Origin of the sequence: Sphingobacterium sp. B16(2022) (genome assembly GCF_012030425.1) — a bacterium.
GTDB classification, from domain to species: domain Bacteria; phylum Bacteroidota; class Bacteroidia; order Sphingobacteriales; family Sphingobacteriaceae; genus Sphingobacterium; species Sphingobacterium anhuiense.
Window position 1 is genome coordinate 30,185 of sequence record NZ_JAAUVN010000007.1, and the last position, 24,147, is coordinate 54,331.

The window sequence follows — 24,147 nt, forward strand, 5'->3', positions numbered from 1 at the left end:
TATTTCACGAGAAAGTGAGTGAACTATTGTTACAAATATAATTAGAATTAACCATTTTTATGCGTCACAATTATGTCCAATTTAGCTGAATATCGCTAATAAAAAATAAAAATGTTGATATTTGATTTAAGGATTTATCGCTTGAGTATCGGTAAATTATAAAAGGATGACAGATGATAATTAAAAAACCTGAAATAAGAGAAGTTAGAATTACCCGCTACATACAGCCTTTTCGTGAAGGAGGTTCTTTGCCGGCATTGGCCGATGCAGATGATGGCTTTAGTTACGTGATTAAGTTCAGAGGTGCCGGACAGGGAAAGAAAGCTTTAATTGCAGAGTTGATAGGCGGAGAGATTGCCCGTGTTCTTAATCTCAGAATGCCTGAAATGGTTTTTGCAGATTTGGATGAATCTTTTGCCAGAACCGAACCTGATGAGGAAATTCAAGATTTATTAAAATTTAGTGTTGGCAAAAATCTAGGTGTTCATTTTTTAAATGGGGCCATTACTTTTGATGCCAATGTTGATCAGATAAGTCCTGAAGAAGCATCTCGAATTGTCTGGCTCGATGCGTTGTTGATGAATGTTGATCGTACGGTCCGTAATACAAACATGCTGATCTGGCATAAAGAATTATGGTTGATTGATCATGGAGCTTCCTTATATTTCCACCATAGTTGGGACAATTGGGAAGAGCAAGCTATAAAACCCTTTGTGCAGATAAAAGATCATGTGTTATTAAAGAACGCCAACCAAGTTGAATCGGTGGACCGACAATACCGTTCTTTATTAACCGAAGAAGTGATCCGTAATATAGTGGATATCATACCAAGTGAATGGTTAGTTGATGAATCGAGAGATTTATCTGCAGCTGAGGCGGGAGAAGTTTACGTGTCCTTTTTGATGAAGCGCTTAGCACATGCTGATCATTTTTTAAATCAAATTGAAGATGCCCGAAAAAACATTATATGAGTATGCGGTGGTACGCTTAGTACCACGTGTGGAGCGTGAAGAGTTTATTAATGTTGGTGTGGCGTTATATTGCCGGAAATACCGATTTGCAAATGTTCTGTTTGATATCGATGAAGTGCGCGCCAGATCTTTATTTCCGGATATGGATATAGAAATGATAAAGGCTCATCTTGAATCTTTTGTGAAAATATGTACAGGAGCAAAAGATGGTGGCAAATTAGCTGCGTTGGATCAGACAGAACGTTTCAGATGGCTGACCGCCAATCGAAGCACAATTATCCAGTGTTCTCCGGTACACCCCGGTTTATGTGAAGATCCGGCAGAAACTTTACAACTTCTTTTTAACAAGCTGGTTTTATAAATTGTATATTTTATCTACCATATAAGTATAGTATATTTGTACTATTACATAAAGGGATTACACCCATGAATGATTTTTACGAACACATTTATCAAAAACAATTGGAGGTATTTGAAATGCCTTCCAATAAAAAAATATCAGGCTGGGCAGTAGGGATCTTAGATCTGTTATTTCCAGAGCGAAATGCAGGTGGGATAAAATCTGTCGCAGAAGTGCAACTTGCTTTTCAGCAAGCTGAGCTTGAATTAGAGCAACTGTTAAGTAAATCAAAGGCTTGTGAAGCATGTGATCACTCGCTTGTTGCACGTGATTTTTTTCAATCATTACCACAATTATATGAATTGATGTGTTCAGACGCTGATGCTTTAATAGCAGGCGATCCGGCAGCAAAGAATCAACGGGAAGTTATTCGTACATATCCCGGTTTTTTCGCAATAAGTATTTTTCGGATCGCAAATAGACTTCACCGTCTTGGTGTTCCTTTGATACCCCGTATTTTAACAGAGCACGCGCATTCGAAGACGGGCATTGATATTCATCCGGCAGCAACTATCGGCCATCATCTTTATATTGATCATGGTACAGGTTTAGTCGTAGGTGAAACCTGTGTTATCGGAAATTATGTAAAGCTTTATCAGGGGGTGACGCTAGGCGCATTGAGTGTTGAGAAAATTTTATGCAATGTGAAAAGGCATCCTACAATCGAAGATCATACCATTATTTACTCGGGAGCAACCATATTAGGTGGCGATACTGTTGTAGGCCATCACTCCGTTATCGGGGGAAATGTGTGGTTGACAAATTCTGTAGAGCCTTATACAACTGTCTATCATCAAGCAAATTCTAAATTTATAGATTCCAAACCTTTAATTTAATATGGGAAATATCATTGATACCATTGGCAATACTCCTTTAGTTGAAATCACAAAATTTCATAGTAATCGAAATGTGAAGATTTACGCTAAAATGGAAGGAAATAATCCTGCAGGTAGTGTAAAAGACCGTGCTGCATTGAATATGATTCGATCGGCTATGGAAAGAGGTGAAATTACGAAGGATACAAAGTTGATTGAAGCAACGAGTGGAAATACGGGTATTGCACTCGCTATGATTGCAGGTATTTATGGCCTAAGTTTAGAACTAGTAATGCCCGTTACTTCTACGCGCGAACGGACATTAACGATGCAGGCATTTGGTGCACAGGTCACATTATTAGAGAGCATGGAGATCTGTCGTGATTATGCGGAAGATAAAGCTGCCACAGGAGATTATTTTATTTTAAACCAGTTCGCAAATCCCGATAATTATAAAGCACATATTAAAACTACAGGTCCGGAGATCTGGCGTGATACCGCAGGAAAGATTACACATTTTGTTAGTGCAATGGGTACTACCGGTACGATAATGGGGAACTCTATATATCTGAAGGAGAAAAATCCTGAAATACAGATCGTCGGTTGTCAACCAACTGAGGAGTCATCCATTCCGGGGATTCGTCGCTGGCCTGAGGAATATCTTCCGAAGATATTTGACGCTTCTCGTGTCGACCGTATCCTAGATATCTCGCAGAAAGAATCTACTGAGATGGCTCGTGAGTTAGTGAAAAGGGAGGGTATATTTGCAGGTATGAGTTCTGGAGGAGCATTTGCGGCCGCATTGAAGGTAGCAAATGAAATTGAAGAAGGAACTATTGTATTTATTGCATGTGATCGGGGTGACCGTTATTTAAGCTCAGACTTATTTGCCTAAGTAGTATTATTATAATTTTAGAAAAAAGAGTCATCCCTTCCGGATGACTCTTTTTTTTACCTTGTTATTTCATTTTCTAGATCTTTACTTTTTAATCAGATTTGATGATTCTCTACTTGAAGTTATCCACATTGTGAATTAATATTGTTGATAACTATAAGATTGGTATTTTATATTATCCACATTTTTTAACATAAATGTGAATAAGTTATTTATGCCGGATTTATTGCTTTGTGGCTGATTAAATGGTATTTAATGCTTTATTTTTTAAATTTAAGTTTTACAAAAAAAAGTATTAAACATTTATACTTCTTTTGATAATCTTTTTAAACTCATTTATACTGTCCATAAATAACTAGAATATATGTGAATAGCCAAGTGTTAATAAGTTAAGATTACTACAATTATTAACACGTTATGTTAGTTATTAACATTAAATTGTTAATAACTTATTGCGGCCAAACATCTGTTACACGGTAAAAAAACTCTTCAACTTTTACTTTCCTGGTAATGAGAAATTTAACTATTTTTTTTATAAAAGGATATATTTTTCTTTTTAGACAACTTTAATTTGATATAACTTAGTTGGTGTACATAATACAGCCTTAGTGTTTTGTATACATTACCAATTTAAACCGATTAAATTAAATAACGGTCTTGTTTAATAGACTATTGGTATACTTCCAATAGAAACAGTCTGTTTACCTAATTTAATTAACATCAACTATTTTAAACCAAACTAAAAAATTATGAGCAATCTTAATTTAGGTCAACAGCAATGGAAGAAAGCCTTTTGGATGGGAGCTATCGTCTCTTTATCTACAATCTGCCAATCACCAGTGCTTGCAAATCCAAAGAGTTTAACTTTTATGAGTTCGACTCAAGAAAAGATTTCAGTTAGTGGCATTGTCACTAATACAGATGATGGTTCACCAATTGAGGGTGTCACTGTATCTGTTGTAGGGACAAATATCGCTACCAAGACAAATCAAAAAGGGGAGTACGTTTTGACAAATGTTCCAAGTGACGGAAAGTTGAATTTTCGAATGATCGGAATGACTTCTACAGATGAAGAAGTTAAAGGAAGAACCAGCATTATGGTGAGTCTCATTAGTTCCAGCGCCAACCTAGAAGAAGTGGTTGTGGTTGGTTATGGGGTGCAAAAGAAGGAAACTGTTACAGGATCTGTAGTCGCTGTAAAAGGTTCTGAACTATCAAAATCACCAGCTCTCAATGTTTCCAATGCCTTAGCAGGCCGGGTGCCGGGGGTAATTGCGACGAATGGATCTGCAGAACCCGGCTATGATGGGTCAACTATAAGTATCCGCGGAACCAATACCTTAGGAAATTCGAGTCCACTAATTGTTATTGATGGAATTCCGGCACGCCAAGGTGGTTTTGAAAGATTAAATCCGGCAGATATTGATAATATTTCAGTTTTAAAAGATGCCTCTGCAGCCATTTATGGTGCCAGAGCGGCAAATGGAGTTATTTTGGTAACGACAAAAAGGGGAACAAACGGAAAACCTAAATTATCGTATAATTTTAATAAGGGATTTTCACAACCGACGGTCATTCCAAAATTGACAGATGCCGTTGAATACTCCGAATTGCGAAATGAACTCGAGATTTATAAATTACCGGTAGCAGAGTGGGCTGCGGCACAAAATGCCTTCAAAACGACCGGTACTTTTATCCGTCCAAACAATACAGCTGTTTCCGCTCCTTTTACACCAGAAGATGTTCAATTATTTAAAGATGGCAGTGATCCCTGGGGACATCCTAATACAGATTGGTATGGGGAAACCTTAAAGAATTGGTCTCCTCAAGAGAAGCATAATGTACAGATTACCGGAGGAAATGATGCGGTGAAATATCTAACCTCAATTGGATATCAGAATCAAGATGCCTACTATAAAAAATCTGCAACCGGATATAAACAATATGACTTAAGAATTAACTTGGATGCCAAGATAAGTAAATACATCACAACCAAATTTGGAGTTTTAGGGCGTCAAGAAAATAGAAATTTCCCAACCAAAGGAGCGGGTACCATCTTTAGAATGTTGATGCGGGGTAATCCTACACAACCAGCTTATTGGCCAAATGGAATGCCTGGACCTGACATTGAAAATGGTGAAAATCCTGTTGTGATCACGACTAACGAAACAGGTTATGAACGCGATAAAAGATATTATTTTCAAACCAATGGACAGATTGATATCACAATTCCTTGGATAGAAGGCTTGAAGTTTTCTGGTAATGCAGCTGTCGATAAATACATTAAGAAAATTAAACGTTGGGAGACGCCGTGGTACCTGTATACTTGGCAGGGAGCTTATGAAGCTGATGGAGTAACTCCACAATTGGTAGCGGGCAAAAGAGGTCCGGCAGATCCACGGTTAAACCAATCTGATGAAGATCAGTTGAATATATTGCTGGGCGGTGTGCTGACTTATGATAAGGTCATTGGTGATCACACGTTCAATATACTAGCTGGGGTAAACAGAGAAACAATCCAAAATGATAACTTTTCAGCTTATCGACGCTATTTCTTATCGGATAAGGTCGATTATCTGTTTGCTGGTGGTGATGCCGAGAAGAATAATGACGGTAGTGCATGGGAGCGTGCAAGATTGAATTATTTTGGAAGGATCAATTACAATTATAAATCGAAGTACATTGCTGAGTTGCTATGGCGTTATGATGGTTCTTATATGTTCCCGGAGAAAACGCGTTATGGATTTTTTCCAGGGGCGATGTTAGGTTGGGTCGCTTCAGAAGAAGGATTTTGGAAGGATAATATAAAAGCCATTAATTATTTTAAGATACGAGCATCTTATGGTCAGATGGGAAATGATAATGTCTTTTATGATGATCTCCTACAAGAATATCAATTCTTCTCCACTTATAAATTTGGATCTTATATTCTTGGCGATGAAATGATTAAAACCCTATACGAAAGCCGTGTCCCAAATAATTTCATTACTTGGGAGGTTGCTAATAATTATAATTTAGGTATTGATGCGCAGCTTTTAGGGGGTAAGATTAACTTTGAGTTTGATGTTTTTAAAAATAGAAGAAACTCAATCCTATGGAGACGTAATGCATCTATTCCTCAAAGTACGGGTATGACGTTACCTGCTGAGAACATCGGCAAAGTTGATAACAAAGGATGGGAGTTTAATTTAGGTTATCGCGATCAGAAAGGCGATTGGGGATATAGTGCTTCCATCAATGGTGGGTATGCTAAAAATAAAATTGTATTCTGGGATGAAGCTGCTGGAGCACCATCTTGGCAGCAGACAACTGGTAGAGTGATCAATTCCGGGTTGTATTATCAATATGATGGTGTATTTAAAAGTCAGGAAGAGATCAACTCTAATACCTTGGATTATTCGGCAATTACGAATAATCTAAGACCTGGTGATATGAAGTATAAAGATTATGATGGAGACGGAAAGATTACGCCGGATGATCGTGTGCGGACAAATAAGAATACGAATCCAACTTTTCAAGGTGGTTTGAATCTGGGATTACGGTATAAGAATTTTGATCTATCCATCTTATTTCAAGGGGCTATGGGTGGAGAAGTTCGGATAGCGACAGATGAATCTGGTGCAATTGGTAATTACTTACATGAATTTTATGAAAATAGATGGACGATCGATAATCCTAGTTCTGAACATCCGCGTATCACCGATCGTTCGGATCAGTACTATTCCAAAGACAATACCTATTGGTTGCATTCAAACAATTACCTGCGTCTAAAAAATGTGGAAATAGGATATAATCTAAGTGCGAAACTTGTGGAACGCTTAGGTATTTCAAGTTTTAGAGTTTATGCGAGCGGTATGAACTTAGTTACTTGGTCCAAATTGAAAATGTATGATCCTGAATCGACTAATACTTTAGGGCATTACTATCCTCAAGCTCGATTAATCAACACAGGGATACTTTTATCTTTTTAATTCGCTATCATTATGAAAACAATAAAATTATTTTATATACCGATTTCTGCATTATTATTTACAGGATTATTTGCCAGCTGTAATGATGATTTTGTCAATACCAAACCATTGGCAGAGGTTCCAAAAGAGCTTGTATGGACAGATGCAGGACTCGCTCAGGCATTTGTAAATGATCTATATAATGGATTTGGACAGGGAGGTTTTAACGAACAGATGTTAGCCTCGTTGACAGACGAGTCCATGTTTACCCATCCGGGTAGAGGAATCAATACCATTACGGAGAGTAGGTCCAATCCAGCGGATCAGGGCTGGATTGTTGATTCATATGAGTATGGGAATATGTATAAGCGTATCCGCGCGACTAATATTGCGATCGAAAATCTTATTACGCCAAAATTCAATAATGAAGCGCTAGCGAAACAGATGTTGGGAGAGGCTTATTTCTTAAGAGCCTATTACTATCAGCAACTTTTGCGTTTCTATGGTGCAATTCCATTGATTACCAAGATTTATACGCTTGAAGATACGGATTATACTGCTGCTCGAAATACGTATGAAGAGTGCGTCAATTTCATTGTTAAAGATTGCGAACAGGCAGTTACTTTATTGAGTGGGGTGGCAAAAGTAGATGGTCGTACCAATGAGGCTGCAGCTTTAGCTCTAAAAGCTCGTGTGTTACTTTATGCGGCTTCCGATTTGCATGATGTACCAACGGCAAAGACCAAATCTTCAACTATATCAGCATATGCTAACCCAGAACTGCTAGGTTATGTATCTGGAAATCGTACAGAGAGATGGCAAAAAGCTAAAGCAGCAGCAAAGGCGGTGCTGGATAAATCTGAACTGGCATATAAACTAAACTTATCAGAACCGGTTTCTCCTTTAGAAGGGAGAGCAAATTATATCGCGTTAGCGATGGGAGGGAATTCAAAAATTGCCGATGCTGATGCAAAACGGGATTTAATTTTAGGAAGATTCTTTAATGACTTGAAAGATGAAGGTGGTGCTTATGTAGGGCGTAACAATGGACCTAATGGCTATCATAACTGGGCAGGGAATAGTCCTACGCAATTGCTGGTTGATGATTATGAAACTTTGTCCGGTGAAAAATTTAATTGGAATAATTCTGTTCACGCAGCAAACATATATACCAATCGTGATCCTCGCCTTGGAGCTTCTATATTATATGACGGTGCTACTTGGAAACCAAGAACAGATGATGTTAAGAAGAGAGATCCTGCGAATCAAATCCAAACAGGTCAATATGAGGTAATCAATGATAAGGGAGCGAAAGTCATCCAGTATGGGTTAGATACGCGTAATTCTCCGGTTGAAGATTGGAATGGTAGTTATACGGGATATTATATGCGTAAGTTTGTTGATGCGGATCCTGCGATTGTTGATCAAAATACCAGACAACGTGTGCCGTGGCCAGTACTTCGTTATACTGAGGCCGTACTGAATTATGCAGAAGCTTGTCTTGAATTGGGAGAGGATGCTGAAGCACGTACATGGCTCAATAAAATTCGGTTCAGATCCGGAATGCCTGCAATTGATAACGATGAATCTGGACAAAAATTAAAAGATCGGTACCGTAATGAAAGACGTGTTGAATTGGCTTATGAGGAACACCGCTTCTTTGATACACGCCGTTGGATGAATGCCAAGGAAACGATCGGGAGACAAGTTACTTTAATTAATATTTTTGGGACTTTAAAAGCGGGTAAGCTTGTGAGTCTTTACCAATATAATACAGACAATTATAGCTACTCTTATAAAGTGAATACAATTGCACCTGGGATAGAAAATAGAAATTGGTTGGATAAAATGTATTTCATATCCATTCACCGAGATGAAATGAATAGAAATACCAAGTTGATTCAAAACCCGGGTTACTAGTTTTAATTAGCTAATTAATAAAATGGGTTATCTTTAGTAAGTCATGACTTTAATTATAAAAGTTTCATCGTGCTTATTTGAGATAACCTTTTTTTTGTTAAAATAAATGAATGCGAACCAATTGTTCCCATTCGTCGTCAAGTGAGCCTATAAATTCAGATTTCTTAGCTCGGTTATACCAGTAGCGTGCATTCCAAAGATCTTTTTCTTTGCGGTGTAGGTAAGCATGCACATGTGCCGATTTTGAATCTTGTAGATGATCGATTAAATCATGGGCTTTTTGCCAATCACCTTTTTTATCCCACCAAAGTGATTCGAGCCATATAGAAAGTTCAGACGGTGGAACTGCCAATACGGTGGAAGATGAAAATTTTTCAAATGTTAACATGCTTCTAAAATAGCGAATAATGTCAACATAAAAGGGTGATTTTATTAAAATCACCCTTTTATGTTATTTAAATCTGCTTGCTAATGCGGCTAATTTTGAAGCCATATCAGTCTCAGGTTCTTTTTCTTTTCGCTCTTTGTTGTGAAAACTTTTTGGCTCACGCTTCTGTTTTGGTGATGAGGTTGCGTCATTTGTTTTCATAGAAAGGCCGATACGATTTCTTTTCTCATCAATTTCGGTTACTGTAACCTCTACATGTTGTTGTACTTTTACTACTTCGTGCGGATCAGAAATAAAACGGTTCGACAGTTGGCTCAAATGTACCAGTCCATCTTGGTGAACGCCAATATCAACGAAAGCACCAAAATTAGTAATATTCGTTATGATACCTGGTAATTTCATTCCTACCCTTAAATCCGATACTGCATTTACACCATCAGTAAAAGCGAAAGCTTCGAATTTTTCACGTGGATCCAGTCCTGGTTTTGCCAATTCGGCGATGATATCATTCAGTGTCGGTAGACCAACTTCATCAGAGATATAATTTTTCAATGGTATTGTTTTCCTTAGTTCGGCATTACTCAACAGCTCATGAACACTTGTTTTAAGATCTTTAGCCATTTGCTCGACTAATTTATAGCGTTCAGGATGTACTGCTGATGCATCTAAAGGATTTTCAGCATTGCGGATGCGTAAAAATCCGGCGGCCTGTTCAAAAGCTTTATCTCCCAACCTCGGTACTTTCTTCAATTCACGACGTGATTTGAAAGGTCCGTTTTCTTTTCTATAATTGATGATCGATTGTGCCAAAGCAGGACCTAAACCAGATACGTAAGCTAGAATTTGTTTTGATGCAGTATTTAATTCAACACCTACATTGTTCACACAGCTCATAACTGTATCGTCAAGTGAGCTCTGTAATTTGTTTTGATCAACGTCATGTTGATATTGTCCTACACCGATCGATTTTGGATCGATTTTCACCAACTCTGCTAGCGGATCCATCAACCTGCGACCAATAGAGACAGCGCCACGTACCGTGATATCCTGATCCGGAAATTCATCTCGTGCAGTTTCTGAAGCAGAGTAAATAGAAGCGCCACTTTCATTAACCATCACAATAGTAACTTGATCTAGATTCAGTTTACGGATGAAATCTTCTGTTTCCCTTCCTGCTGTTCCATTACCGATAGCAATGGCTTCGATATCATATTTTTTTACTAAATAAGGTATAGTACGTGTTGCTTCAGCTAGACCACCAGCACCACTATGTGGAAATATAGCCGTATTTTCTAATAAAGCTCCTTGCTGATCTAAAACTACAGTTTTACAACCCGTTCTAAATCCAGGATCGATTGCTAAAATTCTTTTCTGTCCCAATGGGGCCGCCAAAAGTAGTTGACGTACATTATCTGCAAATACCTTGATTGCTTCTTCATCCGCTTTCTGACGTGTTAAAACCCGAATTTCAGTTTCCATAGAAGGTTTTAATAGTCTTTTAAAGCTGTCTGTCAAAGCTAAGCGAACTTGCGCCGCCGCTTCATTATTAGTTTTGATATAAAGGTGGTCAATTGCAGGAAGAACTTCCTCTTCAGCAACTTCGATGTCCAAATAGAGAAGTTCCTCTTTCTCACCACGACGCATGGCCAAGACACGATGTGAAGGTGCATTTTTTAATGATTCTGACCATTCGTAGTAATCTTTATATTTTAAAGCGGCTTCTTCTTTTCCTGGAACTACCCGAGATACAAACTGGCCTTTGTCCACAAATATTTTACGCGCTTTATCTCTTACTTCTGCATTTTCAGCAATTGTCTCGGCAATAATATCGCGTGCACCAGAAAGTGCCTCTTCGATCGAGTTGACACCTTTTTCTTCATCGATAAGTGATGTCGCTAAATCGGTGAAATCTGTACGTTCCTGCGCTAATAGCAGGTCAGCAAGCGGTTGCAGTCCCTTTTCTCGGGCCATACTTGCACGTGTTTTACGTTTAGGCTTGTAGGGAAGGTAAATGTCTTCTAGATTTGCCATCGTCTCTACATGCTGGATTTTTAACGCTAGTTCTGGAGTTAATTTTCCTTGATCTGAGATTGATTTTAAGATGGCGTCCCTTCTTTTATCTAAGTCACGTAATTGTTGAATACGGTCACGGATGGTCGTAATTTGTACTTCATCTAGACTGCCCGTCATCTCTTTTCTATAACGTGAGATGAAAGGTACTGTAGCACCTTCATCTAATAATCCGATTGTTGTTTGTACTTGTTTTTCGCTAATCGCTAATTCCTTCGAAACTATAATTTCGTGTGTCATAAATAGGGAATGTAATATTTATTAAAATAGAAAGCTGCTGGAAATAATCCAACAGCTTTATTTGACGATATCTTATTGAAAATAATAGGCTTAAACTTATGCTTCTTTGGAAGGCTCTTCTGCTTTTTTAGCTGGATCAACTGCTGTTTTTTCAACAGATTCAGTTGTATTATCCTCAGTTGCCGCTGTTTGTCCGTTATCTGCAAAATGATCGTTGTAACCATATTGAAAATGGTTTGGTTCTTCACCATATTCAGGCTGACGACTATACTGCATAGTTCCTTCAGGTGCTGTAAACTGAGGCGTTTTCTTTTCGGACTCTTCTTTGTTCTCCGCTTCAGCCTCTTCTTTTACTTTTTGTTCTGCTGCTTGGGCTTCTGCCAAAGGATTTTCCTCTATTTTTAAATCAATGTCTTTTTCGAAATTATTAATTTGATCGGAAATTTCTCTTTTGATACCTTCTGAAGCATCTTTAAACTCTCTGATCCCACGCCCTAGACCTCTTGCCAATTCAGGAAGTTTTTTACCCCCAAATAATAAAAGAGCGATAACCAGAATCAACATCATTTCTGATGTTCCTATGTTAAGAAATGCAAATATTTGACTGTACATTTTACTATCGTTTTAATAAATTATAAATGCTAAGTTACAGCAATATTTTAAAAATGAAATAGTGTTTAAGGAAATATTAACATTTCAATTGTAAAAATTTAGTGTGCTAATTTGACATTTTCATTATGATTTATTGATAGATAAGAAATGTAGGATTGGGAAAAATCTCGTACTTTTGGAATCTTTTCAAATTAAGTAGCGGGAAAATATGTTGAAGCGATTAAAATCTTACAAGCCTTATTATTGGAGCACTTTTATACTGGCGGGACCAGTCGTGATCTCTCAACTTGGTCATACCATGGTACATATGGCAGACAGTGTCATTGTAGGGCATTTTGCAGGTACAGTTCCTTTGGCTGCGGTATCCCTGGTCAATGCGGTCTTTATGGTCGTTATGGTTATCGGTTTGGGTATTGCTTACGGAATTACCCCATTAATTGCTCAGGAAAATGGACGTGGTAATAAAGAAGAATGTGCCAAGTTGCTTTCGAATAGTATTTGGATGAATGCCATAGCAGGGATACTCTTATTTTGCCTCGTATATTTTGGTTCTATGTTGGCTATTGATCATCTAGACCAAGATCCTGCGGTGGTAAAAGAGGCGAAACCTTATTTACTTATTCTGAGTTTATCTATCTTTCCTTTGATGATTTTCAGTGCATTTAAGCAATTTGCTGAAGGTTTAGGTTTTACTAAACAAGCCATGAATATTACCATATGGGGCAATGTTCTGAACATTATCTTGGCCGTTATTTTTGTTAAAGGAATGTTTGGTATCAAACCTATGGGCGTCAGTGGGGTAGGATACAGTACGTTGATCGACCGTATTATGATGATGGTCGTCATGTTGTTCTATGTTATGAGATCTTCTTATTTTCAGCCCTACATCAGCAAATTTAAGCTATGGGCTGTTGATCTTATCCGGATTCGAAAAATTTTGAAAATAGGAGCACCTGTAGCCATGCAATATGTCTTTGAAATCGGTGCATTTGCAGGAGCCTCATTGATTGCAGGAACTATCGGTGCTGTTGAGCAAGCTTCACATCAGGTTGCTATTCAATTAGCTGCTATGACTTATATGATGGCAAGTGGCATTGCGGCGGCTGCAACTATTAAAACAGGGAATAGCTTTGGTAACAAAAACTTCTTTCGTTTACAGCGTTTTGCAGTTTCCTCTTATCAATTGGTTTTAGTATTTATGACATTGACGGCATCACTTTTTGCTATCTTTAATAACTACCTTCCTTTTATTTTCACACAGGACATGGCAGTCGTTACTATTGCAGCTCACTTGTTAATTATAGCGGGATTATTTCAGCTTTTTGATGGAACTCAGGTTGTAGGTTTGGGCATACTAAGAGGTATGGGCGATGTCAATATACCGACATTAATCACTTTTATTGCCTATTGGATCATCGGATTGCCAAGTGGATATTTTATGGGAGTTCATTTAGGCATGGGCGTCGAAGGAATCTGGTATGGTTTGACTTTGGGCTTGCTCACATCGTCTGTTTTATTGTACTGGCGTTACCGTATTGTAATTCATAAACATTTGAATGCTTAGCATAAAAAAAGGCTTCTTTTAATTTAACAGAAGCCTTTTTTTATGCTATAAAACGTTAGATTTCACGGTTAATATCCCAGTTCTCTAAATAATCGGCCACTCTCTTCAAAAATGTTCCTCCCAATGCTCCATCTATGACACGATGATCATAAGATAGCGAAAGATACATCATCTGTCTAATGCCAATTAGATCACCATGTTCTGTTTCAATAACAGCAGGTTTCTTTTTAATCGTACCTACTGCCAGAATAGCTGCTTGAGGCTGATTGATAATAGGTGTACCCATGATATTTCCAAAAGCACCAATATTAGTAAAGGTAAATGTTCCACCTTGGGTATCATCAGGTTTTAACTTGTTAGCACGTGAGCGATTAGCCAGATCATTGACAGATTTGCTAAGTCCCACTAAGCTTAATTGATCAGCATTTTTGATTACAGGAACAATTAGATTACCATTTGGAAGTGCGGCGGCCATTCCAATATTGATATTTTTCTTTTTGATAATATGATTCCCATCAACAGAAATATTAACCATAGGGAAGTCTTTTAGCGCTTTAGCGATTGCTTCAATAAAAATAGGAGTGAAGGTGATATTTTCGCCATCTCTCTTTTTATACACCTCTTTCGCCTTATTGCGCCAGTTGACCAAATTAGTAACATCTGCTTCCACAAAAGAACATACATGTGGTGAAGTCTGTACACTTTTCACCATATGATCTGCGATGATCTTGCGCATACGGTCCATCTCGATGATTTCATCCCCGCCTGAATTTATAGTATGAGCAGTTTCAACTGGAGTTGCAGCATACTGTTCTTTTTTCTCGGGAACAACAGTTGCTACTGGTTGAGTTGCACGTGTGCTAGTATAATCAGTGCCAGTCTGCTCTCTTTTGCGTGTTACATATTTTAAAATATCTTCTTTGGTTACACGTCCCTCAGAACCTGTTCCAACAACCTGATCTAACTCTTGTTGACTTAAGCCTTCATGAGAAGCTATATTTTTGACTAAAGGAGAATAGAATCTAATTCCATTATGAATGCTGGACTGATGATTTTCAATAGCAGGTTGAATCTGATTTAATCCTGGTATTTCTATTTTTTTATCTTCAATCTGAATCGTAGTCGGAGTAACTTCTATTTTGTCTTGATTTTTCTCTAATGCTGATTGTGTATCTACTGTTGGAGATTCTATTCCATCTTGGTCACCTTCGATCTCAATAATGGCAATTATATCACCTACTTGTGCAACTTGATCAATTGAAAAAAGTTGTTCTTTTAATATTCCTTTTACTGGAGAAGGTACATCCGAATCGACTTTATCAGTTGCTATTTCTAAAATTGCTTCATCTTCACTAATGGTATCACCTGGTTGTTTTAACCATTTTGTTACAGTAGCTTCAGATACACTTTCCCCCATTTTAGGAAGTAATAATTTATATAATGCCATAATAATTCAACTGCAATCCTTTTAAATACTAAGTTAGTTATTTTAAGGTTTATATTTTACAAAGTAAAATATAATTTTTGATAAATCAATTTTTGCGGAATAATATTTTACAAATCAATGCCTATCTGATGTTCTTTGACAAGTAATTGCCAAAGCATGAAAAGCGCTAATTGTCTGGTTCGTTCGATATTTATTGTTCTGTCATTTTGAAATTGGAACTTTCTGGCAATGGTTTCTTTTTCACCGGCAATTGCGATCCAAACTGTACCTACCGGCTTTTCTGGAGTACCTCCTGTTGGCCCTGCAATTCCACTGGTTGCAACCGCGTAGTTTGTATCAAATTTATGTTTAGCACCTTGAGCCATTTCAATAACAGTCTGTTCACTTACTGCTCCGTATTGACTCAGTGTTTCTTCTTTAACATCCAAAAGCTGTTGCTTTAGCTTATTCGAATAAGGAACGGTACCACCCACATACATCGTACTACAGCCAGGCACTGCCGTTATCATAGCGGCAAGACTGCCTCCCGTACAGCTTTCTGCTGTTGTTAACGTTAACTGGAGACGAATAAATTTGTGAATTAAAAACTTTTCTATTGAGGTGTCATGATTTGCAATGACATGATCAGCAAGTCTGTCGATCAGCTTACTTGCGAATTCTTTTGTTTCTTTTGTAATGTCGTCTTTATGAGATCCAGTTCCCGATAGCCGTAACCTAACAAAGGCAAGGGTGGGCAAGTATGCGAGTTTAATATGTGCAGGTAATTCAGATTCTAGATCCGCTATTTTTTCAGCGAGATAAGATTCACCAATTCCTCCAACGATAATATTTTCCTGTGCCAGATAAGTTGTGTTATCTTGTTTACAAAGTATGGGTAATACTTGTGTGTTCATGAGATGTTTCATTTCAAAAGGAACACCAGGCATAAAGATATAGGTGGTAGCACCTTTTTTTATGAGCATACCCGGAGCAGTACCGTATTGATTGAACAGGATAGTACATCCTTTTAACACATCCGCTTGCTGTCTGTTGATTTCCAGCATTTCTTTTCCACGAGCTTCAAAAAATTGCGTTACATGCTGTAAGACTTTTTCATCGCGTTGCAGGAAAGTATTAAAATACTTCGCCGCAGTTTGCTTGGTTATATCATCTTTCGTAGGACCTAATCCCCCTGTAATAAGTACAACATCCGTCTGATCCTGACTATTGGATAATGCATTGAAGATGGCTTCCTCTTTGTCCGAGATCGAAAGGATCTGTGTTACGGAGATATTATTGTTTTGAAGCTGAGTCGCTATCCAGGCTGAATTGGTATCAATAATTTGACCGATCAGGATTTCATCTCCTATGGTTATAATTTGTGCTTTCATGGATATATAATAAAAGAAACGTACTGGTGTTGCGAGCAAAAGCTACCGAATTTCAACGTTGAATCTTTTAGGTCAATTAAAAATGTTAAAAAAAAGCAGTTATTAAAAATAACTGCCACCTGAACTATTCCTTTTCGAAAGTTTTAAATCTTGCAGGATTGAAGATTTAGCTCTTATCGTAATGTTATAACTTTGGTATCTTCCAAAAGGTGTCCATCCAATTGCCATATCCCAACAGTGAAGGTCTCTATAGATATTAAACTGTGTCAACGATATCTCTTTTGCTTTTAGATCGTAGCCCGAGTTAAAGGTTACTTTCCATTTCGGCGTTAAACTAAAATCACCATGAATATTTACCGTGCTCGTGATGGTCGAAACATGACCTGGCTTAGAATATTGGAAACTAAATGATCCGGCTAAGTTCCAAGGTATATTGAAATTCACAAACGCATTCGGGTCGGCACTGATGCGGGATAGAGCCTGTGCCTGTTCCGGAGTCATATTGGCTCCCATTTGGTTACGTAAAGAATCGATGTTATTATTTCTGTTTTTTGAGGCCTTTGGATTGAAACTATAATCAAATGAAAGACCGAAATTGGTCAAACGTGCAAGTTTACCATCACTGAACATATATTTGTTATAGCGTTGTCCTGCTTGATCAATTGCATAGGGATCTAATGTTCCGTTGAAGTTAATGTTAATTTTTTCACCAAATACGGCAGTTCTTCCAGAGAAAGAGATGGGTGATAATTTCATGGAATCGGCCACAAAATTGTAGTTTCCACTAAATGATAAACCCTGTAGGATCGGAATCTTTTTAAACCCACCATCTGTGGTATCCGATTTACTCTTTACTTTTGCTTCGATATTATTATCAACAGAGAAACCGATTCCCATAGATTTACCTGCCGAAGGTGAGCCGTACACATTATCCTGAAAAATAGAGTACTGGTTTAACATACCATATTGATCAACATAATTTTTATAGAAGCCATATTTCGAATCAGAAAAATCAGGTCTGTAGTTTAAATTGACAGATGGGGTGATGACATGCCTTATAGCCTGTATTTTACCGATTTTTGGATACATACCATAGATTTTGGTAGATACTCCGGTTGATACAGAATAATCATAAGCCCTTTTAAATCCTTGTACTGTATCTTTGGCCGCAACATAACCTTCTTTGGTATTCTCCATTCGCTGACGGGTACTCTGTAAATACCATCTTTCCGTGTAATTCACACTTGTGTTGAATTGGAAATGACTAACATTTAGGGATAAACTGATCGGGATATTATGTTGAAAACCGTTTGTAAATTGTTTTAAGGTCTGTTTTGAAAATAAGGTTGAGTCGCCAGTATTTAAGGTATTAGTTCCCTGTAGACTATATCCTACGTTGATACGTTGGTACCACTTTTGTTCATTTACACGGTCTTTAGAATCAAAAGGATTGAAAGAAGAAACGTTTAAACTGAAATTAGGAAGTTGCAAATAGACATTGCCTGTACTCATGTCCTGGCGATGGCTCAGACTCGAGGTAAAGTTAACTTTTCCGTCAGCAAATACACGACCATAACTAATGGAGGAAGACATGTTATTTTTGGTGATATCGTTATACGTATTGGTTCCGTTTGCACCTGTATTTCTAAAATATGATCCCGTTCCAAAATTCACATTTGCTGAAAAAGAGGTTCCCGGATTTGCTTCCTGACGCTGTGTATGGTTCCAAGTAACATTGAAATCTTTGTTAGTCCCATAATTATCTGTTCCTTCAACTCCGGCTTTGGTTGAGGCATAACGGATATTGAATCCACCATTATATTTATAGTTGACCGTATATCTTGTATTGATCGATGCTTCCCATGATCCTTTCGAATATAAGCTTCCTCGAACTTCACTATCCCAATAATCATTGAAAGCTAGATACCAACCGATGTCACGCATGGCAAATCCACGGGTATAGTCTTCTCCAAATGACGGAAATAAAAAACCTGAAGATCTTTTGTCCGGTTTAGGGAAAAAGGCAAACGGGAAACCGATAAATTTTAAAGGGATGTTCTGTAATACGAGATAGGATGGACCTGCGATAATTTGGTTTTTAGTCACAATACCTTTGCTGAGAAAAATCCCGAAGTGTGTGTGTGGTTCTGGAAGATTACAGGTACTATACAGTCCATGATACAGCGACATTTCATCGTAAATATTCTTACGAACTACCTTTGCCTGGATATAACCTCCTTCTACATCAGTCATGATTCCGTAGGTATTACCCTCTTGTTTTTCGTAATCATATAGGAGGGAGTCGACCGTTTTAGGACTTTCAGCTCCAGTCATTACAATAGGACGCCCTACATACTTGCCATTATGGTCGATAATACCTGATGCAAATATTTGTTTTTTATTTCGGTCTAATCGAATATAATCGGCAGATAGTTCAAAATCTTGATACTTAACTTTAGCACCTCTATATAAGTGACTTATATTTTTATCGACTTCCGTACGTTGTGAATCTCTGGCGATGATACTGACCTCCGCCTGCAATCCACCCTTATTTTTGGTACTGTCTTTGCCGATAATTGTAGAATCTCGTTTAACACGAACGGAATCAGTTGTTCCTTTGACCGAAACAGAGTCTTTTAGACTCTTTGACGTTGTCTTTACGGGGGTTTTTTCTTGCGAAAATGTTGCAGAAACACTTAGCGAAAGAATAAGAAATATTGTTAAAATGTGTGTTAACGACTTCAAAATTAAAGACAAATGTTATTTTTGTAAAAATATTTAAACTAAGCTTGACAAAATTAGTCAAAAACAAATAGAAAGTGATGTTTTTTAACGAGATTAACATTTCCTATTTTTGTACCACAATATTACTCATAACATTTTGTTATTAAATTACAGAAATCAAAAAAAATATACATGAAATTAGATTTGAATATTAGAAAGCGGAAACTTATATTTTTTTTAGCTCCAGCGATTTTTCTATTTATGGTTTTGACGAGTGCTACTCCTCCAAGCAATACTATTTCTAAAGCGCATGTTACTCCACCCCAGGATTATCAAATTAAAACAATTGTAATTGATGCCGGCCACGGTGGGAGGGATTCCGGAGCCAAAGGATCACGTTCTTTGGAAAAAAATATAGCTTTAGAGGTGGCTTTGAAATTAGGTAAAGAAATCGAAAGACAGTTGCCTGGAGTACGCGTAATGTTTACCCGTAGAACAGATGAGTTTATTGATTTATATAAGCGTATCCGAATGGCTAATGCTGCGAAGGCTGATATTTTTATATCGATTCACTGTAATTCTGCACCAGGAAGATCCTCAAGAGGTACAGAAACAATTGTATCAGGTTCACATCGCTTAGGTGAGCAGACTGCTGCCATTCGTGAAAATGCGTCCCTATTATTAGAGGAGAATTATAAAGAAAATTATCAGGGATTTGACCCAAAAGATCCAGAGAGTTATATCATCTTCTCTTTGATGAAAAATCAATACCGCGAGAAAAGTGTCAAATTAGCAAATCTGATGCAACAAGAATATGTTAAATCAGGAAGAGTAAGCCGAGGGATTCTTGAACAGGGATTGGCAGTATTAGCAGAAGCAGGAATGCCAGCGGTTTTGACCGAAATTGGTTTTGTAAATAATCGTGCAGAAGAAGACTATATGCTATCGGATGAAGGACAAAGTGAGATCGTACAAAACTTAGTCTCAGCAATCAGCGCATTCAAAAAAAGCGTAGAAAGATAAACTTATTTGCCATTGTCTTGTTTAAATGATAAATTGAGTTCAATAAAAACACCTTAAGGAAATATTATTTTGAAAATATCAAACGAGACTAAAGTCGGAATTTTAGCTGTAATAGCAGTAACATTATTATTTATAGGATATAGCTTTTTAAAAGGTAATGATGTATTTAGCAGTGATAATACCTATTATACATCTTATCAGGCAGTGGATGGTCTTACAGCCTCTAAGCCTGTATTAGTGAACGGATATCAGATTGGCCGTGTTTCTAAGATGACATTGCAACCAGATGGAAGCATTCTCACAGAATTTAAAATTAAAGCCGAATACAAAGTTCCGAAAAATACCGTTGCACGTATAGCAAGTACAGATCTCCTGGGTGGAAAAGCAATTGTATTTGATATGGGCAATAGTACAGAAATGGCTAAAGATGGTGAAACATTAGCTTCAGGTATTCAGGCAAATATAATGGACAAAGTAGAGCCTATTCAGAAAAGAGTTGAAACCATCACCATAAAATTAGATTCTGTACTAACAGTTGTCAATTCTGTTTTGGACGATCAATTTCAAGAAGACTTTAAGCAAAGTGTTCATAGTATTTCAACATCTTTAAAAAATGTGGAGCTAATTACGAAAGATGTAGAAGGTCTGGTTGGTTCGGAACGTAAAAGATTAACCACGATTATCTCTAATCTTGAAGTTATTACCAATACATTTAAAAATAATAGCGGTCAGATCACAGCTATCATGTCCAATTTGAATACTGTAACAGATAAAGCAGCTAAATTAGATTTCCAACAAACTATGGATAAAGCTAATATGGCTATGACAGACTTCCAAACAATCGTAGATAAGATCAACAAAGGGCAGGGTTCAATTGGATTATTGATCAATGATAATAAGCTCTATGATAATTTGAATAATGCTTCAGAAAGCCTTGATCACCTGATGAAAGATATTAAAGAGAAGCCGGGAAAATACATTAAGCTTTCCATCTTTGGTAAAAAGGGAGAGCAGGAGAAATAAAATTAAAAAGGCTTGAAGGTAAACTTCAAGCCTTTTTAATTTATAAGGTTTCTTTCAGCCATCCGAAAAATTCTCTTTGCCATACCTGAGCATTATGCCCTGATAGCACCCAGTGATTTTCGTCGGGTAAATAAACTAATCTACTTTTGATTTTCTTCAATTGTGCAGCCTGAAAAGCACCTAGTCCCTGGCCAATCGGCACGCGGTAGTCATGACCTCCTTGAAAGATTAATATTGGTGTATTCCACTTGTCAACATATTCAGAAGGGTTGAATTCGGTATATGATTTTACATTTGCTTTATCCCAATAAGGACCGCCTAGTTCGTGGTTCGCGAAAAACAATTCTTCTGTCGTACCATACCAACTTCTCATATCGAATAAGCCGTTATGTGCAATTAATGTTTTAAATCTATTTTCATGTACTCCAGCTAGCATATATACTGAATAACCACCATAACTAGCACCGATAGCAGCACGACGTGTTGTATCTACATATTTCTCTTTAGAAATATCATCAATGGCAGATAAATAATCCCGTATAGGCTGTCCGCCCCAATCTTTGGATATTGCTTCATTCCATTTGACTCCCCAGCCAGGCATCCCGCGACGATTTGGAGCGATCACAATATAACCTTGAGAAGCGATAAGCTGTAGATTCCAACGGAATGAGTAAAACTGGGTCAGTGCAGACTGAGGGCCACCTTCGCAATATAAAATCGTTGGGTATTTTTTTGTTGGGTCAAAATCTGGCGGATAAATTACCCAAGAAAAAAGATCTTGGCCATCAGAAGCTTTTGTAATTCTGGATTCAATTTTATTATCACTGATATGAGCATACATTTTATCATTGACAGTCGTCAATGCCGTTAACGTTTTATTCGCTAAGTCATATTTGTAAATCTCTGTAGCTCTTGTGAATTTTGTTGATGTTACGATCAACTGATTGGCTACCTGTCCCACAATTCCTGTGATATCAAAATTTCCTTCAGAGATTTGTTTAATCGATGCTAAAGATTTGTTTTTTAAATTAGTAGGAACAGTCAGTTCGAAAAGTTGTACGGTACCTTTGGATGGTGCCACAAAATAAATCTTACGATTGTCCTTGCTCCATATGAAAGAGTTTACTGTGCCGTCCCAATGTGCAGTAAGATTTAAACGCTGAGATGATGCTTTATCGAAAATAATGATATCATTTTTATCGGCTTCGTAACCATCTTTTTTCATACTTAGCCAAGTTAACTTAGTTCCATCTGGACTGTAAGTCGGGTTGGTATCATAGCCATTCATACCCTCAGTCAGATTTGTTGTTTGCTTAGAAGTAAGATCATAGCGGTAGATATCCGTATTTGTACTCACGGCATACGCTGTTCCAAACCTTTTTTTACTGACATATAGTACAGCTTTACTATCTGGTGTCCATTCAAAATCTTCAGAACCGCCAAATGGCATTTGAGGGCTATAGAAAGGCTCATCCTGCAATAAATCAATTGCTTCGCCAATCTTACCGTTGTTATAGCTGGCTACAAATGGATGATTGAATTTTCCATTATTGAACGTGTCCCAATGACGGTAGTCAAGATTGTCAAAAACATAAGCGTCAGATTTTGGTAAATCAGGATATTTGTCGGTACTGTGATATTTTTTGATTAAAACTGCTTTGCTAAATAAAATATATTGACCATTTGGAGAGAGTTTTACATTTTCTAGATCAGTTTCGCTGTGTGTCAATTGTATAGCTTCACCTTTATATCTATTCTTTTTCCAAAGTTGCCCTTTGAACAAGTAAATGATATCGCCATTTTCTGTAATCTGTACAACAGACTCGCCGCCCTTTTCACTTGTTAGAGGAGCTGTGTTACCTGTTTCTAGGGATAATGTGTAAAGGTTTTTTTCCGAACTGTTTGTTTCTATAGCATAATTAGAGACACCATATATTAAAGTTTTTCCATCTGTTGAAATTCCTTCTCCAGAAACTCGGCCTAATTTCCAAAGTGTCTGCGGATCTAATGGTGCTTTTGTGGTGTTTTCCATATTAAGAACCATTTTGGTTTCTTTGTTTTCCTGAGCTATTGATGCCGAAGCGCATAATAAAATGGAAAGCGTTATTAAAGATTTTTTTTTCATAAAGAATACGAATATGAACAGGCAAGATACAAAATCTAAGATCATTTAACATATTAAATAAAGTATTGGAGAAAGAAAACAAGGTGAAGGAATTGTTCAGAATGACGCGATATCACTTTGTGTTAAACTATTGAAGGGAATTGGAGAAATTATAAAATACTATCTTAACGCATTAAAAAAAGCATACCATTGATATTAGTGACTGAAAATTATATAGAATTAGTTGGATAAAAAAAGCTTCACTCAGTGCTCAAAAAGGAAGGGCTATTTAACCTTTTTAGCGCTGAGTGAATACGCAATTTTAAAGCTGTCTTTGCTCTTATTGGAGAATCGGGATAAGCGTATTTTCCTCTAATCTTACTGCGACATACTTTACGGAAGTAAAACCATCTTCTCTAGAAATGATGTTGGAAAGATCTAGCCCTCTTTTAGAAAAAGTACTTATGAGCGCAGTGCGGAATGTAGATTTGGAAGAACCCCAACCTTTTTCCGATACCGTATCATTGTTGAGCTGTATCAGTTCGTTGATTGAATAATAACTGAATTTTTCCAGTAAATGTTGATAAAGATTTGGTGTTGACATACAATTTAAAAATTTAAAGGATTAAAC

At 37.3% G+C, this 24,147-nt stretch carries 17 protein-coding genes; 9 read left to right on the plus strand and 8 right to left on the minus strand.

Going from position 1 to position 24,147, the window contains the following annotated elements:
* Positions 1-173 precede the first annotated feature (173 nt).
* The 6 genes from HCX49_RS23875 (at position 174) to HCX49_RS23900 (ending at position 8,951) form a co-directional block, all read left to right on the plus strand.
* Positions 174-971: a HipA family kinase gene (locus tag HCX49_RS23875; RefSeq protein WP_021189641.1), complete on the plus strand. Its 798-nt coding sequence runs from the start codon at positions 174-176 to the stop codon at positions 969-971.
* A complete protein-coding gene (locus HCX49_RS23880) occupies positions 949-1,332 on the plus strand; it encodes a DUF3037 domain-containing protein (RefSeq protein WP_021189640.1) in 384 nt (127 codons plus the stop codon). Before HCX49_RS23875 ends, HCX49_RS23880 begins: the two co-directional genes overlap by 23 nt.
* Before the next feature lie 65 nt (positions 1,333-1,397).
* Positions 1,398-2,207: a serine O-acetyltransferase gene (locus HCX49_RS23885; RefSeq protein ID WP_021189639.1), complete on the plus strand. Its 810-nt coding sequence runs from the start codon at positions 1,398-1,400 to the stop codon at positions 2,205-2,207.
* Between the two features lies 1 nt (position 2,208).
* On the plus strand, positions 2,209-3,081 hold the full coding sequence (gene cysM / locus HCX49_RS23890; protein ID WP_132772112.1) for a cysteine synthase CysM: 873 nt from the start codon (positions 2,209-2,211) through the stop codon (positions 3,079-3,081).
* 749 nt (positions 3,082-3,830) lie between these two features.
* Positions 3,831-7,052, plus strand: coding sequence for a SusC/RagA family TonB-linked outer membrane protein (locus HCX49_RS23895; RefSeq protein ID WP_206368692.1), 3,222 nt, complete (start codon positions 3,831-3,833; stop codon positions 7,050-7,052).
* Between the two features lie 12 nt (positions 7,053-7,064).
* Positions 7,065-8,951 (plus strand): RagB/SusD family nutrient uptake outer membrane protein, encoded by a 1,887-nt coding sequence (locus HCX49_RS23900; protein WP_168128338.1) that lies wholly within the window; start codon positions 7,065-7,067, stop codon positions 8,949-8,951.
* Positions 8,952-9,048: 97 nt separating this feature from the next.
* Here the strand turns inward: HCX49_RS23900 and HCX49_RS23905 are convergent, their stop codons facing one another.
* The 3 genes from HCX49_RS23905 to HCX49_RS23915 form a co-directional block, all read right to left on the minus strand.
* The gene (locus tag HCX49_RS23905; RefSeq protein ID WP_021189637.1) at positions 9,049-9,339 is read right to left on the minus strand and encodes a hypothetical protein; all 291 of its coding nucleotides are present in this window, start codon (positions 9,337-9,339) and stop codon (positions 9,049-9,051) included.
* 63 nt (positions 9,340-9,402) lie between these two features.
* On the minus strand, positions 9,403-11,649 hold the full coding sequence (locus HCX49_RS23910; RefSeq protein WP_168128339.1) for a Tex family protein: 2,247 nt from the start codon (positions 11,647-11,649) through the stop codon (positions 9,403-9,405).
* A gap of 96 nt (positions 11,650-11,745) precedes the next feature.
* Complete coding sequence (locus tag HCX49_RS23915) at positions 11,746-12,261, minus strand: twin-arginine translocase TatA/TatE family subunit (protein ID WP_168128340.1); 516 nt, start codon at positions 12,259-12,261, stop codon at positions 11,746-11,748.
* Positions 12,262-12,469: 208 nt separating this feature from the next.
* On the opposite strand from HCX49_RS23915, the gene HCX49_RS23920 reads away from it, so the two are divergent.
* Positions 12,470-13,825, plus strand: a complete 1,356-nt coding sequence (locus tag HCX49_RS23920; protein ID WP_168128341.1) for an MATE family efflux transporter — start codon at positions 12,470-12,472, stop codon at positions 13,823-13,825.
* A gap of 55 nt (positions 13,826-13,880) precedes the next feature.
* On the opposite strand, the gene HCX49_RS23925 is transcribed toward HCX49_RS23920, so the two are convergent.
* The 3 genes from HCX49_RS23925 to HCX49_RS23935 all read right to left on the minus strand — a co-directional run bounded on the left by HCX49_RS23925 (position 13,881) and on the right by HCX49_RS23935 (position 19,387).
* Entirely contained in the window at positions 13,881-15,272 is a 1,392-nt protein-coding gene (locus HCX49_RS23925) for a dihydrolipoamide acetyltransferase family protein (protein ID WP_168128342.1), read from the minus strand.
* Positions 15,273-15,379: 107 nt separating this feature from the next.
* The gene (locus HCX49_RS23930; protein WP_168128343.1) at positions 15,380-16,642 is read right to left on the minus strand and encodes a competence/damage-inducible protein A; all 1,263 of its coding nucleotides are present in this window, start codon (positions 16,640-16,642) and stop codon (positions 15,380-15,382) included.
* 102 nt (positions 16,643-16,744) lie between these two features.
* The gene (locus HCX49_RS23935; RefSeq protein ID WP_206368694.1) at positions 16,745-19,387 is read right to left on the minus strand and encodes a putative LPS assembly protein LptD; all 2,643 of its coding nucleotides are present in this window, start codon (positions 19,385-19,387) and stop codon (positions 16,745-16,747) included.
* A 171-nt stretch (positions 19,388-19,558) separates the two neighbouring features.
* Between HCX49_RS23935 and HCX49_RS23940 the strand changes: the two genes are divergently transcribed.
* Positions 19,559-20,389, plus strand: a complete 831-nt coding sequence (locus tag HCX49_RS23940) for an N-acetylmuramoyl-L-alanine amidase (protein ID WP_232789198.1) — start codon at positions 19,559-19,561, stop codon at positions 20,387-20,389.
* 69 nt (positions 20,390-20,458) lie between these two features.
* On the plus strand, positions 20,459-21,412 hold the full coding sequence (locus HCX49_RS23945) for an MlaD family protein (protein WP_021189627.1): 954 nt from the start codon (positions 20,459-20,461) through the stop codon (positions 21,410-21,412).
* Positions 21,413-21,452: 40 nt separating this feature from the next.
* Here HCX49_RS23945 and HCX49_RS23950 read toward each other — a convergent pair whose 3' ends face one another.
* Both HCX49_RS23950 and HCX49_RS23955 read right to left on the minus strand, forming a co-directional pair.
* The gene (locus tag HCX49_RS23950; protein WP_168128344.1) at positions 21,453-23,537 is read right to left on the minus strand and encodes an alpha/beta hydrolase family protein; all 2,085 of its coding nucleotides are present in this window, start codon (positions 23,535-23,537) and stop codon (positions 21,453-21,455) included.
* Between the two features lie 319 nt (positions 23,538-23,856).
* The gene (locus tag HCX49_RS23955; RefSeq protein ID WP_021189623.1) at positions 23,857-24,120 is read right to left on the minus strand and encodes a hypothetical protein; all 264 of its coding nucleotides are present in this window, start codon (positions 24,118-24,120) and stop codon (positions 23,857-23,859) included.
* Positions 24,121-24,147: the final 27 nt, after the last annotated feature.

Bases quoted from the DNA above. Each gene is read 5' to 3' on its own strand.
- HCX49_RS23930 (WP_168128343.1), bottom strand. From the start codon at position 16,642: ATGAAAGCACAAATTATAACCATAGGAGATGAAATCCTGATCGGTCAA.
- HCX49_RS23910 (WP_168128339.1), bottom strand. From the start codon at position 11,649: ATGACACACGAAATTATAGTTTCGAAGGAATTAGCGATTAGCGAAAAA.
- HCX49_RS23920 (WP_168128341.1), top strand. From the start codon at position 12,470: ATGTTGAAGCGATTAAAATCTTACAAGCCTTATTATTGGAGCACTTTT.
- HCX49_RS23885 (WP_021189639.1), top strand. From the start codon at position 1,398: ATGAATGATTTTTACGAACACATTTATCAAAAACAATTGGAGGTATTT.
- HCX49_RS23880 (WP_021189640.1), top strand. From the start codon at position 949: ATGCCCGAAAAAACATTATATGAGTATGCGGTGGTACGCTTAGTACCA.
- HCX49_RS23925 (WP_168128342.1), bottom strand. From the start codon at position 15,272: ATGGCATTATATAAATTATTACTTCCTAAAATGGGGGAAAGTGTATCT.
- HCX49_RS23905 (WP_021189637.1), bottom strand. From the start codon at position 9,339: ATGTTAACATTTGAAAAATTTTCATCTTCCACCGTATTGGCAGTTCCA.
- HCX49_RS23875 (WP_021189641.1), top strand. From the start codon at position 174: ATGATAATTAAAAAACCTGAAATAAGAGAAGTTAGAATTACCCGCTAC.
- HCX49_RS23895 (WP_206368692.1), top strand. From the start codon at position 3,831: ATGAGCAATCTTAATTTAGGTCAACAGCAATGGAAGAAAGCCTTTTGG.
- cysM (WP_132772112.1), top strand. From the start codon at position 2,209: ATGGGAAATATCATTGATACCATTGGCAATACTCCTTTAGTTGAAATC.
- HCX49_RS23900 (WP_168128338.1), top strand. From the start codon at position 7,065: ATGAAAACAATAAAATTATTTTATATACCGATTTCTGCATTATTATTT.
- HCX49_RS23915 (WP_168128340.1), bottom strand. From the start codon at position 12,261: ATGTACAGTCAAATATTTGCATTTCTTAACATAGGAACATCAGAAATG.
- HCX49_RS23950 (WP_168128344.1), bottom strand. From the start codon at position 23,537: ATGAAAAAAAAATCTTTAATAACGCTTTCCATTTTATTATGCGCTTCG.
- HCX49_RS23955 (WP_021189623.1), bottom strand. From the start codon at position 24,120: ATGTCAACACCAAATCTTTATCAACATTTACTGGAAAAATTCAGTTAT.
- HCX49_RS23940 (WP_232789198.1), top strand. From the start codon at position 19,559: ATGAAATTAGATTTGAATATTAGAAAGCGGAAACTTATATTTTTTTTA.